This is a genomic window from Helicobacter ganmani, assembly GCF_003364315.1.
Lineage (GTDB): Bacteria > Campylobacterota > Campylobacteria > Campylobacterales > Helicobacteraceae > Helicobacter_D > Helicobacter_D ganmani.
Window position 1 is genome coordinate 1 of the sequence record NZ_NXLS01000003.1, and the last position, 16,721, is coordinate 16,721.

At 33.4% G+C, this 16,721-nt stretch carries 23 protein-coding genes; all 23 read right to left on the reverse strand.

Translation table 11 applies throughout. From position 1 onward, the window contains the following. Positions 1–89: 89 nt before the first annotated feature. Positions 90–731 carry a glycosyltransferase gene (locus CQA43_RS03580; RefSeq protein ID WP_115551252.1) on the reverse strand — a complete coding sequence of 214 codons (642 nt, stop codon included), beginning with the start codon at positions 729–731 and terminating at the stop codon, positions 90–92. Beyond that, positions 731–1,855: an N-acetyl sugar amidotransferase gene (locus tag CQA43_RS03585; protein WP_115551253.1), complete on the reverse strand. Its 1,125-nt coding sequence runs from the start codon at positions 1,853–1,855 to the stop codon at positions 731–733. Before CQA43_RS03585 ends, CQA43_RS03580 begins: the two co-directional genes overlap by 1 nt. Positions 1,856–1,866: 11 nt before the next feature. After that, on the reverse strand, positions 1,867–3,138 hold the full coding sequence (locus tag CQA43_RS03590; RefSeq protein WP_115551254.1) for a glycosyltransferase family protein: 1,272 nt from the start codon (positions 3,136–3,138) through the stop codon (positions 1,867–1,869). 6 nt (positions 3,139–3,144) lie between these two features. Continuing rightward, complete coding sequence (locus tag CQA43_RS03595; protein WP_115551255.1) at positions 3,145–3,378, reverse strand: phosphopantetheine-binding protein; 234 nt, start codon at positions 3,376–3,378, stop codon at positions 3,145–3,147. A 2-nt stretch (positions 3,379–3,380) separates the two neighbouring features. Further along, a complete protein-coding gene (locus tag CQA43_RS03600) occupies positions 3,381–4,295 on the reverse strand; it encodes a ketoacyl-ACP synthase III (RefSeq protein ID WP_115551256.1) in 915 nt (304 codons plus the stop codon). 14 nt (positions 4,296–4,309) lie between these two features. Then, entirely contained in the window at positions 4,310–4,825 is a 516-nt protein-coding gene (locus tag CQA43_RS03605; RefSeq protein WP_181881613.1) for a hypothetical protein, read from the reverse strand. Next, the gene (locus CQA43_RS09865; protein WP_281270098.1) at positions 4,785–4,916 is read right to left on the reverse strand and encodes a hypothetical protein; all 132 of its coding nucleotides are present in this window, start codon (positions 4,914–4,916) and stop codon (positions 4,785–4,787) included. The genes CQA43_RS03605 and CQA43_RS09865 overlap by 41 nt, the downstream gene beginning before the upstream one ends. After that, on the reverse strand, positions 4,906–5,535 hold the full coding sequence (locus CQA43_RS03610) for a hypothetical protein (RefSeq protein ID WP_115551258.1): 630 nt from the start codon (positions 5,533–5,535) through the stop codon (positions 4,906–4,908). The genes CQA43_RS09865 and CQA43_RS03610 overlap by 11 nt, the downstream gene beginning before the upstream one ends. Next, positions 5,528–6,418, reverse strand: coding sequence for an LbetaH domain-containing protein (locus CQA43_RS03615; RefSeq protein WP_115551259.1), 891 nt, complete (start codon positions 6,416–6,418; stop codon positions 5,528–5,530). Before CQA43_RS03615 ends, CQA43_RS03610 begins: the two co-directional genes overlap by 8 nt. A 25-nt stretch (positions 6,419–6,443) precedes the next feature. Then, positions 6,444–6,728 carry a polysaccharide deacetylase WbmS family protein gene (locus tag CQA43_RS03620; protein WP_115551260.1) on the reverse strand — a complete coding sequence of 95 codons (285 nt, stop codon included), beginning with the start codon at positions 6,726–6,728 and terminating at the stop codon, positions 6,444–6,446. After that, positions 6,712–7,164 carry a polysaccharide deacetylase WbmS family protein gene (locus CQA43_RS03625; RefSeq protein ID WP_115551261.1) on the reverse strand — a complete coding sequence of 151 codons (453 nt, stop codon included), beginning with the start codon at positions 7,162–7,164 and terminating at the stop codon, positions 6,712–6,714. The genes CQA43_RS03620 and CQA43_RS03625 overlap by 17 nt, the downstream gene beginning before the upstream one ends. A 38-nt stretch (positions 7,165–7,202) precedes the next feature. Next, entirely contained in the window at positions 7,203–7,874 is a 672-nt protein-coding gene (locus CQA43_RS03630; protein ID WP_115551262.1) for a formyltransferase family protein, read from the reverse strand. Next, positions 7,871–8,866: a peptidoglycan bridge formation glycyltransferase FemA/FemB family protein gene (locus CQA43_RS03635; protein ID WP_115551263.1), complete on the reverse strand. Its 996-nt coding sequence runs from the start codon at positions 8,864–8,866 to the stop codon at positions 7,871–7,873. Before CQA43_RS03635 ends, CQA43_RS03630 begins: the two co-directional genes overlap by 4 nt. A 39-nt stretch (positions 8,867–8,905) precedes the next feature. Then, a complete protein-coding gene (locus tag CQA43_RS03640; protein ID WP_115551264.1) occupies positions 8,906–9,832 on the reverse strand; it encodes a sulfotransferase domain-containing protein in 927 nt (308 codons plus the stop codon). 9 nt (positions 9,833–9,841) lie between these two features. Continuing rightward, entirely contained in the window at positions 9,842–10,447 is a 606-nt protein-coding gene (locus CQA43_RS03645) for an acyltransferase (protein WP_115551265.1), read from the reverse strand. A 7-nt stretch (positions 10,448–10,454) separates the two neighbouring features. Then, positions 10,455–11,537 (reverse strand): DegT/DnrJ/EryC1/StrS family aminotransferase, encoded by a 1,083-nt coding sequence (locus CQA43_RS03650; protein WP_115551266.1) that lies wholly within the window; start codon positions 11,535–11,537, stop codon positions 10,455–10,457. Then, complete coding sequence (locus tag CQA43_RS03655; protein WP_115551267.1) at positions 11,534–12,502, reverse strand: dTDP-glucose 4,6-dehydratase; 969 nt, start codon at positions 12,500–12,502, stop codon at positions 11,534–11,536. The genes CQA43_RS03650 and CQA43_RS03655 overlap by 4 nt, the downstream gene beginning before the upstream one ends. Then, positions 12,502–13,464 (reverse strand): Gfo/Idh/MocA family protein, encoded by a 963-nt coding sequence (locus CQA43_RS03660; protein WP_115551268.1) that lies wholly within the window; start codon positions 13,462–13,464, stop codon positions 12,502–12,504. Before CQA43_RS03660 ends, CQA43_RS03655 begins: the two co-directional genes overlap by 1 nt. Beyond that, the gene (locus tag CQA43_RS03665; RefSeq protein ID WP_181881614.1) at positions 13,448–13,945 is read right to left on the reverse strand and encodes an acyltransferase; all 498 of its coding nucleotides are present in this window, start codon (positions 13,943–13,945) and stop codon (positions 13,448–13,450) included. The genes CQA43_RS03660 and CQA43_RS03665 overlap by 17 nt, the downstream gene beginning before the upstream one ends. Before the next feature lie 66 nt (positions 13,946–14,011). Then, entirely contained in the window at positions 14,012–15,142 is a 1,131-nt protein-coding gene (locus CQA43_RS03670) for a radical SAM protein (RefSeq protein ID WP_147290082.1), read from the reverse strand. Continuing rightward, positions 15,043–15,300: a hypothetical protein gene (locus tag CQA43_RS09470; protein ID WP_115551271.1), complete on the reverse strand. Its 258-nt coding sequence runs from the start codon at positions 15,298–15,300 to the stop codon at positions 15,043–15,045. Before CQA43_RS09470 ends, CQA43_RS03670 begins: the two co-directional genes overlap by 100 nt. A gap of 65 nt (positions 15,301–15,365) precedes the next feature. Continuing rightward, positions 15,366–16,436: a radical SAM protein gene (locus tag CQA43_RS03680; protein ID WP_147290083.1), complete on the reverse strand. Its 1,071-nt coding sequence runs from the start codon at positions 16,434–16,436 to the stop codon at positions 15,366–15,368. A gap of 68 nt (positions 16,437–16,504) precedes the next feature. Beyond that, a complete protein-coding gene (locus tag CQA43_RS09475) occupies positions 16,505–16,669 on the reverse strand; it encodes a hypothetical protein (protein ID WP_181881615.1) in 165 nt (54 codons plus the stop codon). Positions 16,670–16,721: the final 52 nt, after the last annotated feature.

Consider the following 16,721-nt stretch of genomic DNA (forward strand, 5'->3'; position numbering starts at 1 on the left):
GAGTGTTTGATAATAATCTCGTTGATAATTTGGAACGAGCATTAAATCAAGGTGGAATCTGGAATCCACATAATCCATTGTTTCAATCATTACTTCAATGCCTCTCTCGGGTGATGCCATTCCGTGATAAATGAGTTTGATTTGTTCTGTTTCTTTGGAATGGGCAAATAATGTGGGGGGGGGGCAAAATAATAGGCTGCTGATGTAATTACATCACATTTTATGCCATAGTTTTTGGTATATTCCTCTGCGATTCCTTGCGAAACAGAATAGACATAATCAGCTTGGGGGAGGTAGGTTTGGCATAGGTAATGTTTATAGGGCGCAAAATAGAATCTCCACCAAAAAGAATGTTCAAATTCCTTTGGGGCATATTCGTGCATATCCACAATAACTTTCGCGCCTTTTTTGTATTTTAGCACAAGTGGCAGGGATTCCTCATTGTGTGCGATGATAATATCAAACTCTTTATCCTTTAGCTTTTTCTCTGCTTCTTTTATTTGTGGTAGATTCCAATAGACTTTTTCATAGCATTTAAAAAACAGCCAAAATCTTTGGATTAGTTTCATCTTAAATGTCCATTTGGGCTTAGAAACTATAATAAAATCAAATTTCCGACTTATACCATAACCTAATCCGCTCATATGATACTTGCTACTTAAAATATCATATTCCCTTCTTGCGCGTGGATCATTGTGATGATGAAAATGTAAAATTAAAATTTTTTTCATTAATTAGTCTCCCAAAAATAAGAAAATGGGAAATAAACATCAAAATACTTTTGTTTTAAAAGATACAATTGATGATTGTTAGCATATTCTGTATAATCCCTTTTGGGTGATTCCATAATGGTTTGCCATTGTGCAGGAGTTAGTTGTAATTTATCAAGAATATTGTTTAAATCTTGTTGCAAAGATTCTTCTGTTGGTGCAACCAAAAGTTGTTTTAAAGCCTCTTCTCTACTCATTCCTCCAGATAGAATCATACTTGAATAATAAGGTTTTCTAACATCATAACCAAATTTTTTCATCAAATAATAGGATTGAAAAAATTTCGTCCAAAGGGATTCCTCGTGCTTCTCTCCATAGTTTTGCCAATTATAACTTGCGTTCAATATAGAAATAGCTCCTTTTTTATTGTAATTGATATAGTTTAATGGGGAAATGATACGAAATTTTTTAATAAAAGGATAATAGAACCAATATTTTAAAAACCCTACAATAGGATAAGTCTTTAAAGGTATCTCGCCAAACTTTTTGTGAATATCTTTGAGTTGCATAGAATCAATGCTAGAATGCACCCAAGAGGTTGGAAATATAGACTCTGTAGCCAAATTGAACCCGCTTAAAACATGGCGAATATTATTTTCAACTGCATAACCATAAAGACTAGCGAAAAACGCATGGTCTTGTGGTGTATCACAATTTGCCACACCGCTTTTGAGAAATGCCACTTGTAAATCCCGCATTTCATTCCAATCAATTGTGATTGTATGCAATGGAATCTGAAGTTTATTTACAAGTTTTTTAATATTCTCATTTGCTATTTGTGTATTCCACCCCGCATCAATATGCACCGCCAAAATACGCAACTCATAATTTGTTTTCATATAATGCAACACATAAGAACTATCCACACCACCGCTTAAACCAATGATGACATCATAAGCCTTATTTTTGCATTCCTCTTTGATTTGTTGTATTTTAGAATCTAACTTTTCTTTTGTGCAATTTTGCCATTGCGGTATCACAAAATCGTCATACCTATGACAATGATTACATATTCCCTTTTCATCAAAATATATTAAAGAATCGCTTGTATCCATTACACAACGACTACAAACTTGATATTTCATACAAACTCTCCTTAAGTAGCAAAATTTAATATATTTTTCTCTAGCTGTGGATTATGTTTTAATAGCAAAGCATATTTGCCTTTCTCTGCTATATATTCTTTTAAAAATTCACGCACTACTTGGTGGCTTCTACCATAGTGCCAAAGCCTCTCATTCTCCAATGGGTTGCACCACCATTCTTGAGGAATGTTATTGCAAATTAATCGTTGAAATTGTTGAGCAACAGCAACTTGATTCCATTGCTCTGTAACAAATTGATATGCTTTTTCTCCCATCGTTATTCTGTATTGCTTATCTTTAAGCAGACGCACAATTAAATCCTCCAACTCTTCAGGCAATCCACACACCACAGGAGGTATTTTTTCTTTATCCTCAAAATCATCATAAAAATAAGGCATATCATAACCCGTTACAATAATAGGCTTTTTTAAAAAAGCTACTTCCCTTGAAAATCCTGCCATATATCCACCACCAGAATAAAGCTGGTCAATTGCAAAATCACAAGTTGCTATATGATACAAAACTTCTTGATTACTTATATCTGAAAGCAAAACAAACTCTATATCATATTTTTTTTTGAGTGATTCAATTACTTCCAAGATAACGGGCGTTCCTTTTGCTACCTGATTTGTAGGAGCGTGTATAATTTTAATTGTTTGCTTTTTATAATAGGAAGTGGGAATGTTTTTTATTTGAATATAACTATAATCCGTAGGCAATCCAAAATAACGATAATCAATATAAGGCAAAGTTTGAAAATGTGATGCTGCTTTGTAGCTAACAATATAGGAAGCATATTTTTCAATAATTTCAACTCTTTTCTTTGTCTCTAAGGTTAATTGATAAATATCCTCTATATTTCTTCCAACAAAAGAACCATTTAAGTAAGGGGGTCTAAAATCTGAACCCATAACTTGAAAGATAATTTTTTTGTTAAAAAATTTTAAAATAGGCAATTCTTTATAGCCTAAAAACCTTGAATATGCCATCAAAATAAACACATCATAAGTTAGCAAACAACGTATAAACAAGATAAATCTTGCCAACCAAGAAAAAGGCGAGAAAAGATGCTTTAATAACAAAGTTTTTTTATATTTGCTATACATTTTAATTGCATACTTAGCCAATGAAATATTCCAATTTCGTGTGATTAGACTTTCATCAACACCAAATTTATAATCATTAAGCAAAATAATATCACTAGGAATACCCAATGAATCAAACCCTCTCTTAAGATTCTGCAAATCATTTGAAATTTCATTTAACCCCAGCAAGATTCGCATTAATTTCTACTCCTTACCTTGCAGATACTCTTGAATCCCCGCAATACTCTGCACCAAATGTAAGTCAGTGTCTGGAATCTTAATCTTGAATTTTTCCTCTAGTTTAAGATATAAATTTGCCATATCCAAACTATCTACGCCTTGCTCCACAAGCCCTAACTCATCGGATAACTCATCAACTTCACTTAAAATATCAATTTCTTTAAGAATCCCTCTAATTGCTTCTTTACTAACTTTCATTTTCACTCCTTTGTTAAAATTGAACTTGCCCAAGAAAATCCTACACCAAAACCACTTATTACAATTTTTCTTGCATTCGCGTGGAGATGATTCCTTAAAACTAGCGGGATAGAAGAGGAAATTGTATTGCCATAATCCAAAATCTCATAAGGCACTTTAGAACTATCCACTCCTAGCCTCTTGCTAATCGTCTCTACAATATAGCGACTTCCTTGATGCAAGATAAATAAATCAATCTCTTGAATGTTCAGATTCTCCATTGTCAAAAGTTGCTGAATCTGTTTTGGCACTTCTGTGGCAGCGAAGCTAAATACTTGTCTTCCATTCATTTCCAATTTTTGATTGCGACAAATTAAAGAATCCCAACCCAAAACACCATCACTACCAAATAAAGTTTTTTTAGGATAAAAAATTGCTCTTTCCCCCAAAAGCGTAACAGAAGCAGCATCACCAAAAAGCAAAGCAGTATCCTTGTCCTTTTTATCTACTATCCGTGAGTAAGGGTCAGCCGTAAAAAGCAACCCGCTTTTAAATCCATTACAAAGCATAAAAGATTGCAAAATAGACAAGCCATAAACATATCCTGAACACCCTAGAGAAACATCAAAACAAGCAGTATTTTTATCCAATCCCAGCTCTTTGTGCAATAAAGCGGAAAGATGAGGTACATTATAATCCGGATTTTGTGTGATGACTGCAACAACATCAATCTTTTCTATATTTACTTGATGCTTTAATTCCTCAAAAGCCTTCAAGCACATTGTTAAAGCAGTCTCACTTTTGTCCATTATGGAGTGATTAAGCACCCCTATTTTATCGTGTAGGAATTTTTCTTCTAAACCATATTCTTTTGCTAAAGCATTGTTAGAAACTCTATTTTCAGGAATATAACCTGCAATCCCTACTATCCCTATCATTTCAAATTATCCTTTTATTCGTCATTCTTACAAGAAAAATAAATTTGTCCTACTTCTTGTCCATCAACAGATATGGCACTTTGCATTAACTGATAATTAAAATGCGCTTTGAAATGAAGTTGTATTGTTTCAAAATCTTTAATAAAGCCATTTTTAAGCTCAAGACGCGAAAAGTAAAACTTTCCCTTAATATCGTCAAAAATTTTAGAAAGTGAAGATTTATTCAAAGAAACAAGATGTTCAATGAAAGAATATTGACTATTTTTGGAAATACTTGCTTCCTCGCCATTAAATATAGCTTCTTTCATAATTACACTCTCATCATATGGAATTCTTTTTGTAATTTCCTTTTCGTATTCTATTCCAAAAACTTTAAAACTTCCTCTTTCTTCATCTTTAAATTTTGCCATACACAAAATCTCTGTTAAATTCTTGGGCTTATCTGTTGTAAAACAAAGATTTCTTTTTGCAAGATGATGAAACACTAAATCAAGCTGCAAAATGCCCCCCCCCCCCGCCGCCGACAACATTTTCTAGTAGAAAATCATAAATACTTGTGCCATGCACATATTGTCTATTGCCCTTAAATACAAAATCACTATAAAGATTCCTAAAACACATAATCCTCTCCTTTAAGCGAAAAATAGATAAATCCTACACTTTTTTGATTGATAAAAATTTCTGTTTTAACAATTTGAAATTCAAATCTTGATAAATATTGCAAATGAATTTCTTGGATTCTACTTTCATCTATCACTTGATTGAGTGTCAATCTTGAAAGAAACCATTTAAAGTTTTCAATTTCGCTTTTAAATAGAAAATTAAGCAATTCTTTATTCATTGCAATTACATAACGCACGACAGAAATCTTTTGAAAAGGAGCGTTCAAATAAATATTGCTATCGTGGATTATCGCTGTTTTTAGAATCTCTTTTTCATCATAAGGGATTCTTTCTTTTATTGTTTGTATCTCCTCTTGATGATAACCATAAAGCTTATAGGTTCTATCCGCACATTTCAAATTTAGAACAACTTTGATAATGCTATTTTCTCGCTGCTTATCAAAAAAAATAAGGTTTTGATGAATAATAGAGCGATAAGTAAAGTCCAAGCTTTTTATATCAGAAAATCTTTGTAAAAGTTTTGGTAAAAAAAGCTCATAAATCGTCCCACCTTGAATATAGTTTCTATCGCCTAGATAATACAAATTATCTAGCAAAATTGGTTGAAATTTATCCATTTCTAAACCTTGCAAAATTACGAATATTTTTAATATGTTCATACGCAAAATTTCCAGAAATATCGGAGTTTTCAGGATAATTTTGCACTACAACACTGCCAATTCTAACCCTTGAATTTGCGCCAATCTTGATTCCGTCCTTAATCGTTACAGAAGGTCCCAAAATTACATTTTCTCCAAGTTTTGCGCTTCCACCTACCAAACAATTCCCTGACATTCGTGTAAGCTTACCAATACTACAATTTGCCGCAATATTACAAAGAACTGATACAGATACAGAATCCTGTAATTCCGTAATCCCCCACACAGACTTGCTCACAACGCTATTATCCATAATATGCACATTGTTGTTAATTTTAACACCACCATAACGTTTAATCATAATTTTTTCATTACCATTATAAGCCAACTCTAACCCTTGCGCACCAACAACCACGCCATTCCCCACATAAGAATCATTCCCCACATAAGAATTAGAGGCAATATAAGCATTCACACCTACTTCTACATTATCTCCCAGATAAACATTCTCTTCAATATACGCAGTTGGGTGAATTTTTACATTGACGCCACGATAGCTTTCTATATGGCAAATATGCTCTTTAAATCTTGAGCCATATTGGTTATGAATACTCCAAAAATAAAACTTTGGGTTGCTTGTGAGGAGGATTAAAATTTCTCTTTTAATGTAAGGCTTCAATTCCAAATAAACAGATTCTGTTGTAAGAAGAATTATGATATTTGGATTAGCAACTGCCTTTAAAAAAAAAGTTTTATTCTCGGCATAGCTTAATGTATTCTCAACCATAGATTCTACCGCACCAAGATGCTCTACACCCCATTTTTCAAGAGAAATTATATCCATATTCAAATGCAAAACCATATTTTATCCTCGTGTATCACCTGAATTAATTTAAAAAAATATTTAAAACACTGCGACTTCCAATGGGAGAATCCCCTTGATACTTCTTAAGCTGCTCATAATTTTGAAAATAACTTCTCGCACTTTCATAACGATTTAGAGATTCCGTGTTCAAAAACAAATTGATTGGGTGAAAAGAAATAATAAAGTAATGATTTTCAAAAAAAGAAAATCGCGTAAAATCAATTTTTTGTTCATACATACAAGCCACATCATCTGCCCAATGATAAGGACATCGGATTAATCTGTCCCAATTAATATAAGGCTTCAAAATACCCCCCCCCCCCCGCAGCCATAGCAGGAATACAAATATTACTCTCGTGCGTAATACCTAGATTTTTAGCCTCTTGCAAGATTCTGCTAGAAATTCCAAGACAATGGCTTCTCATAGATTTAGCCTCTGGGACAATATTTAAAAAATGTTTTAATACCTCTTTATAATTTTTACCATAAGTAAAATCTCCCTCCAACAGAGGATTGAAGTTAGGGTGGATTCCAAGTTCAAAATTTGGATTTGCGCGTAACCGCTCCAAAAGTGGAGTTTCGTGCGTTACAAACCAAGTTGCTTTAACATTAGCTTTTTCTATAATATCAATGCAATATTCCAAAACCTCATCACTTGCCCAATCTATATCAAAGGTTAAAAATATCTTTTGATACGAGCTAGGATTCTCTAAATCAATTTCACCTATATTGCCAAAAAACAAAATTACACCCAATCATTTAAATTAAAGATTCAATTATATCAAAATATTTGGAGCAATTTGGAATCCATTGCATTAAAAAATTTTATGGATTCTATCGGGATTGTTAATTGTGGCTCAAATCCTGTTTTTTGCACTACACCTTTAAGAGTATGAAATGTTTTGCCTAAAGATAATTTATAAATAAAGTCTAGCCCCAAAACCGCCTGATTCACGAATAGTCTATGACGATACAACTCAAAGTCATCTTCTACCCTTTCTATCATACAACGCGCAAGAATCCCTCCGCAATCTACTTCTTTGATTGCATAATGAATACTTGCCCCATAAAGCATATCTTTGTTATCAAAGGCTTGTTGGATAGAATTTAACCCAATATATTTTGGTAAAAGACTTGGGTGAAAATTAAACATTCTTTTACGATTATCCCCATAACACTCCAATAAATCGTAACGCAAAATTTTATTACAAGACAAAAAGACATAATCTATTTTTTCACTCAAAAACCATTCTTTTGCCTGTGATTCAAACTCCATATCTCCACATTTTTTAGCATAGATTGTTTTACTTAATTTCTTATCTTGCAAAAACGTCATTACTCCACAATCCCTATCGGATAGCAAAAGGATTTTATCAACTTTCAACAAATGTTTATTGTTCCAAATAAATTTAAAAAACGAACCCTCTCCCGTGCAGAAAAATGCAATATTCATTCGCTCTCCCTTAAAATGCTAAATGGAACAACATAAAAATAAGGATATTCCCTCAATAGTTCCGAAGCTTCAGCATTTAAAATTTTTTGATTATTCAATTTGCAATAATAATTATAACGTTTTTCCATTGCACCAAATTTTTCTTTAAATTTATATAAGCTTTCCTGACTTCTCCAAGTCCCACCCCAATTCCACCACTGACAACCACTCTCATAAGCTTCCGCCATAGCAATATAAATCAACAAAGGGAGAGCTTGCAGATTCCTAAACTCTAGCAAAGTCGCTGGTGTATAGTATTCTACAATTCCTCCAAAATAAAAGAGTAGCGAAGCTGCTATGGGTTTATTGTTGTAAAATGCCATATAAATTTTATACTCTGTATTTTCAAAATATTTAGCAATTTTTTCAAAGAATCTTTTTTCTTTTGGGATTCCATTATTAGCCAAAATATTCTTTCTATGCGTTTGATATAAAAAATCAATCTCTCTTGTTATAGCAACTTTTATATTCTCTTTAAGGGCTTTTTTGATATTGCGTCTCGCACTAGGAGCAAATGAAGCCAATAAGGAATCCCTATCCACCAATTTCGTCCATTGAGAAAGTCGCCTATCCACAAAATCGTGCAAAATACCGCCAGATTCTATTATCAACGGATTTTGAATATAATTTGCACTCGCAAATACAGAAGCAAGTTGATTATAAGATTCTCTTAAAAGAAAACTAGCCTCCGCATTATTTGCGATAATTCCCCCATTGCTTCCATAGAATGGCAGAGAATTTAAAACTTCTCCATACAAACCATTTTTAGACATCAAGGGCAAGATTCCGCAAACCTTATCTCCCTCCAAAGCAACCATATAGTGAGAACTGCATTGCAAAAAATCTTCTAAAAGATTCTTAAAAGGCAAAGAGTAATAGAGAGTTGCTGACATAGACTCTAAAAATGTATTATATGAGCTATGCAAGCGAAAATGTAGCTTTTCAACTCGCATAACACACCTCGCAAATTGAAAAGCAATAAAAATAATCAGCTAAACGCCCCCCCCCCCAGAAATTGTTTGCCAAGATCTCACATCAAAATCCACCATTTTTTCCAATTCTTCTATGTCAAATTTAAAAATCTCTTGCAAAATTTTTTCACAATCTTGTGGTATTGCTTCTTTTTTGCCTTTGAGATTCTCTTGAAGTTGCAAATATTTTTGTTTGTCTTGAATCTCTACATTTTCCTCTTTGCGAATATCATTTATTAAAAATCTGAATTTATCTCCGCCAAAATAATCTCTTAGCTCCTTTTGCACTTTAGCACTTACCACACTTGGGCTTGCGTGAATTGGTGCAGGTAGTGGCATAAAAGCGGTATCTAAAAGCCCCAAGAAACGATAAATCTTGAAAAGTGGCTCTAAATTGTCATTAGAGAGAGATTCTGACTTAATACATAAAATCTGCTCTTTGGGGAAAAATTCTAAAAATTCTTTAAGCTGCTTAGCATAAAATCCTCTGCCTGTGTAATCATAAGGTTGAATCTCACTCCAAATCCCATGTGATTCTTTGATTCTAATTTTTTCTCGCTTGATTGCATCGTAAAAACTCAATTCCTCTAAACCCTGCAGTGCAGTAAAGCGATAATTCCCCCACGCTCTTTGAATAGGATTGCGCAACATAAAGATAAATTTCATTTGCGGAAAATCCTTAGCAATCCTTTGAGCAACTCTTGCTCCGCCATAGAGATAGGAGCTAGAACGCTCTCCAACAGCCCTTTTATCTTCAGATGCTTCGCTGAAATATTCTTTTAAATACCACTCTAGCCCCTTTGCATATTCCCAACTCTTGTAGTAATAATGAGGCTCTGGGATTCTTCGCTTTGGCAAATAGACTTCGGAATGTTGAATAAGAAGCTCATATAAATAACTTGTTCCACCTGCGGCAGTGCCACCGATAATAAAATTAGGAGTTTTCACGCTGCCCTCCTATGCCACAAGAGGGCTGGGGCTTTTAAGAAATCCCCCCCCCCCACACACTAATGGATTTATATCTTTCATATTTCCTCCTATGTTTGTTGAAATAATTCTTGCAGGACACCCTGCAACTTTTGTATAAGGTGGGACATTTTTATTTACAAAGCTACAAGCCCCTACAATAGCTCCCTTTCCAATTGTAACGCCCATACTTATCACTGAATTAGGACCAATATAGCAGTAATCCTCTATTACAACAGGAGCATATTCAAGTGAGCCACCTCCTTGATGAGACCACTGCACACTATTGTGTGTATAAATCTGCACTCCAGCAGAAATAGAACAAAACTTACCAATTCTTAACCCCCCGCCTCCATCAAGAATACAAAAAGGACCAACAAAGGTATTTTCTCCTACTTGCACATCGCCAAAAACATAGACATTATCATAGCAGTTACTTCCCTCTCCCCATTGTAAATAATTTGCCTTTTCCCAACGATTACTAAGATATTCATTCAAGGGCAAGACTCTATTATATTTTATCTTTTTTCTATCCCTCAAATAAGAAAAGAAACTAAATATCTTTCTTTTTTGCTTTAAAATATTTTTATTTTTCATTGCTTTCCTATGTTAAGAACTTTTGAATAGTTTGAGAAATATACTCTACATCAACCCCCTTATAGCAAGGAAGTGTTAAAGTAGAATCTTCTAAAAATTTTGCATTCTTTTGAATCGCATTGTATTTATTCTTGCAAAAAGTTGTGCCACTTAAACAATAAGTGCCCAAAGTGCTTTCTATACCATTTTGATATAAATAAGTAATTAAATCATCTCTACAAATATTTTTTGGAACAACAAAAACCATAGACTGCACATTAAAAACTACTTCTTTATTAATTTCTTGAGCTTGGAATCCTAAAGGGTTCAAATATTGAATATATGCTTTCCTGATTTGGTTTCTTTCTTGAATGATATTGTCTAGCTTTTTTAACTGCTTGATACCCATAACAGCTTGTAATTCTGGAAGTCTATAATTATAACCAAAATCCACAAAGTCAAATTTATCTTGATGAAACACTGCTCCGTGATTTAATTTGATTTCAAAAAATTCCTTAAAACTTTCCTCATTAAAAACAACCGCCCCTCCTTCTCCTGTCGTTAAGAGTTTTCTAGGGTGAAAACTAAAACAACCCAACTCACCAAATGTGCCGGCTTTTTTACCGCACTCACTGCTGCCTATTGCACAAGCTGCGTCCTCTATCAATGGAATTTTATAATGCCGACATATTTCTTGAATCTTAGAAACACCACTAGGATTCCCTAGTGCATGCACAAAAATAACTGCTTTGGTCTTTTCAGAAATTTTCTTTTCAATCTCCTCTGGAAGCATATTAAAAGTAGATAAACAAACATCTGCAAATATCGGTTTAATTCCTAAATCCTCCAATACATTTGAAGTAGCAGGAAAGGAAAAGTCTGATACAATTACCTCATCTTGACTTTGCAGATTCAATGCCTTAAGGCAAATACTCAAAGCAGTAGTTGCTGATGTGGTTGCATAGGCATATTGGATATTCATGTAATCTTGTAAATTTTGCATAAATTGCTGAATATATTTGCCCTTTGTCAGCCAACCAGAATCAAAAATCTCTTTAAAATCTTCCTTGACTTCGTCAAAATGAATATAAGGTTGAATTAACTTTATCATTTAATATGCTCCCGATACCATTGTATGCTTCGTTTTAAGCCTTCATCAAAAGGAGTTAGTTGATAGTTAATTAAAGTTTTAATTTTCGCATTGCTTGCATTATGGCATTCTACATCAGAATTTCTAGCAGGTTTTTTTAAAATCTCCCCCTTAAAATCCATAAACTTTACAATTTTATTGATGACTTCTTGGATGGAAATTTGCCCCTCTGTTGAAATATTGACACTTTCTCCCCTTGGCATTAAAGGATAAACTTTGATAATTGCGTCAATCGTATCCTCTACATAGATAAAATCCCTGCTCTGCAAACCACTCCCATAAATCTCTGGTGAGACTCCTTTTAATATCCTATAAATTGTAATAGGAATCACTCCTGCTAAATAACCCTTATAATTTTGTCTAGGTCCATAATTATTAAAAGGTCTTACAATAAAAGAATCTAACCCAAACATAGAAACCCAACTTTTCAAAGCTATATCAGCAGCAGCCTTACCTGCTGCGTAAGTTGTAGTTGGGTTAATAGGGTGCTGTTCGTCCATTGGCTCATAAACTGCACTACCATAGACTTCTGAAGTTGAAAAATGCACAAGCGTTTGGAACAAACCCTTTCTTTGTGTTTCTAAAAGGTTGAGCATTATTGCGCTATTGACGCTAAAGCTATTTTTCGGATTCACAAATGAATAATTAAGAGCTTTGGTGGCGCAATTAAAAACAATATCTATTTTATGTCGCTCAAAAATATATTCCACAGATGAAAGAATCTCCATATCGTCTTTATAGAAAATAATTCCTTTTTGAATAGCAGATTTTAGATTTTCTTCATTACCCAAAAATAAATTATCAACCACAATAACTTGTTTTGCCCTTTCTTCGAGCAGTTTATCTACTAAATGACTGCCAATAAAACCAGCTCCACCTGTAACAAGAATCACACTATCATAAATAGGCTTCCTTAAAGATTCCATTATAATCCTCTTTTAATTTGGGATTGAATCTCATAAGCAACTTCCATAGCCACTAAAGCATCTTTTGCCTGAACAACCTCTCTTTGATTGCCCCTACAAACTTCAATAAAATCAATCAATTCTAATAAAAGTGCTTCTCTTGGCTTCACATCAATAGTTTCCATTTTAGAAGTAATAGAAACATTTTCAAGATACTGCTCTAAAGATTGTTTATTTACAAAGACTTCTTTGCTTAAAAGATTGCAATCCACATACATATTATCACAAGTAACACTAATATATCGCATACGCTTTTCTGTGATACGACTAGCGGTAATGGAAGAAAACACACCATTTTTATGTGTAATGATTGCTCTTGCAAATTCTATCATCTCTCTCTCACAACAACCGTAAGCATAAATGTTATCCACTGCACCATTGAGATACAAAGCTAAATCAATATCGTGAATCATCAAATCTATCACAACATCTACATCAGTAATGCGACTGCTAATTTTATTTGTCCTTGTAAAATCCATATTAATCACTACTTGACTATTATGGATTGCTTTTTTTAAGGCAGTAACTGCTGGATTATAACGCTCTATAAAACCTACTTGTAGGCACATATTGTGTTGTTGGACATATTGTGCGATCTTTTTGGTTGCCTCCAAAGTATGCGCTAAAGGTTTTTCAATAAAAATATTTTTTACTAATGGAGCAATCTTAAAGAAATAATCACTATGCGTAAAAGTAGGGGTTACAATAATCACACCATCTACCTTTTTCAAATCTTCATCAAGATTTGTTGAAAGTGGCACTTGATATTGTTTAGCAATCTCTCTAGCAGAATCTTGAGCAATATCGTAAATAAAACTAATCTCAACATGCTTTAACATAGATAAAATGCGCAAATGATTCTGCCCCATTCTGCCAACACCTAGTAAGCCGATTTTTATCCATTTGTCAGTTTGGCTTAGCATTGACTTTATTCCCCATTTTATCAATATAACTATAATGTTTTGCTGGATTCCCTATTACAAGACTATAATCCTCTACATCTTTGGTCACCACGCTACCTGCAGCCACCATTGCATACTTGCCAATCGTAACACCGCAAACAATTGTGGCATTTGCACCAATACTTGCCCCTTTTCTGACAAGAGTTGGTGTTATCTCCCAATTTTCATTGAAAGCTCTAGGAATCTTATCGTTTGTAAAAGCAACATTTGGTCCAACAAACACATCGTCTTCCAAAGTAACCCCTTGAAAAACAGAGACACTATTTTGAATCTTGCATCTTGCACCAATGGAAACATTTTCAGCAATATACACATCCTTAGAAAGGATACAATTTTTACCAATATTAGCAAACTCACGGATTTGGACATTCTGCCAAACCTTTGTTTCCTCTCCAATTTTTGCCTCTTTTGCAACATTTGCAGTAGAATGAATAAAAACCATAAAAAACCTTTTATTTAGGTTTTTTATTATCTCACAAGATAACTTAAAAAAACAATTTTAATTTAACTACAAGATTCCATCTTGCTTCATTTTAGTAACGAGATTGTTTTGATACATATAAAGCAATACATCATCAGGTAACATAGAAATTTTTTCTGGGATAGAAAAATATCTTTTCAACCTTGCATTCGTAATCTCAAAATATCCCTTATAAATATTCATTGTGTTTTTATCTATCACTCTAGTTCTATAAGAGGGACACCTATAACACAATCCATTGAGTGCAGATTCAACAAATTCACTATTAATTGCCTTTATTGCATCATCTAAACTATTGATATAAATATTTTGAGTTTTGCTTTCTAAAGCTTTTGGATAAGATGCCATATAGCAACAAGCCATAATATCACCATTGACTTGGATAATGCATCCTCCAAAATCCTCACATAGCAGAATCGGGTAGCGACTATTTCTATCACTTTGTTGTTCCCTATCATCAAAAGTTGTTTCTCGAATCTTTACAATCTGATTTACATTAGCAGATTTAAAGGTATCTAAAATCGTATCAAATTCATCGTGATTTTGGATTTGCTCTACAAAATTAACTTGCTTATAAACATTGGATAATTCACCAATTAAAAAAGGAGCATTTATTGTATTCTCAAACAACTTTTTATTACCCCCTCTTATGGATTGAAATAAATTAAAATCCAATGTATCAACACTTGCGCAAAGAATGCTTATATTAAAATTCTTTAGTTTTTTTATTGTTTCTTTATCCAACAAAGAAGCATTCGTGGTTACAGATACACTGACACCTAATTTGGTAGTATATTCCAAAAATTCCTCCCAATGAGGATACAAAAAGAATTCGCCTTGTGGCGTCAATCCTATGTTTGTTATTCCATATTCCACAATTTTATCTACAGCCATTTTTGCCATTTCTAAAGGCATATTTTTATTTTTTAATTCAGGATTATTGGAATAATATTTCGTCTTATAAGGATTGTCTTTTCCGTGCCAAGGACACATTGGGCAATAATAATTACAGAAAGTTGTTACTTGTAATGTAATGGTAGTTGGCTTGAATTGAGTAATCAGGAGTTTGGCAATTTCATTGATTTGCTCTTGAGGTAAAAACTTTGGCGGTTCTTTATCCCACTGATTGCTTTCCTCCCAAGATTCAGGAGATTCCAATAAATGATGACACGGATAACGAAAGAATAACCCCCCCCCCCCGCAGAATTAGCCTCTATTAAATTATTGCTTTTATTATAATTTTCGCTCGTTACACAAAAAGATAAATTCTCATTTCTCCATTGTTCAAAAAGCGGTTGTAAAACTGCTGGTGTCATAAAAAGCCTTTGCTTGTTAGGATTCGAAGCTTGATTATAACATAAACTTTAGTTATCTTTCAATACTACAAAATTCCATCTTGTTTCATTTTGGTAACGAGATTGTTTTGATACAACCATAATAAAATATGATTTGGGGTGCTTTGCAAATCTTTTGGAACCTTAAAATATTGTTTGAATTCTTGTTCATTTATAGCAAGATATTTTCCTTCAATAGACATTTCTTTTTGTCGTTTAAAAGTCATTTGATACAAATCGCAGTTACAACACAACTTCATTACATCTTCATCTTTATTTACCATTAAGGAATGTTGATAAGAAATTACTTCCTCTATGGAATGTTCTTTTAAAGAACAAACACCTAGTTTATGCTTGATATATTTATAGCGATTCGCAAAACCACAACAAGTAACAAGATTTCCATCTATTAAAATCACAATATTATTATAAGCTCCACACAATCCGTGAATATATTGCTGTCTATTAATTGGTAGAATCGTCATTTCCTTATCGCAACTTGTATGCAATTCAATGCCACAAGAAATAAATTTCACATTAGAGTTTTCATAAAATTTAAGTACCTCCTCCTTTTCTCCAATATTTGGCTGTTGTTGAACAAAATGCACGTGCGTATAAATTCCTGATTCTGCTGCAAGAATTGGAGCATTAATAGCGGTTTGATAATCCTTTTCTTTTGGGCTTCTCACTTTAGCATAAGTTTCTTGTTTGACAGAATCAATAGAGAAAATCAACTCATCAAACCTTATATCCTTAAGCTTAGCAATCACCTCTTTTGTGAGAAAAGAGCCATTAGTTGTTGCAGAAATCTTTAAACCCTTTGATTTAATGTAGCGACTAATTTCCTCCCAATAAGGATAGACAAAAAATTCTCCACTAGGAGACATTGCAACCATATTCGCACCATAATCCACTATTTTATCCACATAACCTTTCGCTTCCTCTAAGGGCATATTTTGGGGTTTCAAGCTTGGATTATCCTTGAAATATTTTCCCTCGTAACCCTCCCCGTGAAATGGACACATTGGGCAAACATAGTTACACTTTGTAGTTACTTGCAGATAAATTGTTTTGGGTTTGGCATTACACAGGAGACAAGATGCGATTTTTTCTACCAATTCCTTTGAGATAAACAAGGGAGGCTCTCCATTCCAATTATTACGCTCCTCCCAATCTCCAAAAGACTCTAATAAATGGCTATTAGGATAACTAATCCCCCCCCCCCCGACAGATTATTGGAATCTTTGTTATAAATTCCATTTACTTTATTGTAATTTTTGTTATTAACACAAAAACAAACTCCTTCTTTTCTAAGTCGTTCAAAAAGCGGTTGTAAAACTGCTGGTGTCATAAAAAGCCTTTACTTATGAGATTCAAAGCTTGATTGTAACATAAATTTTAGT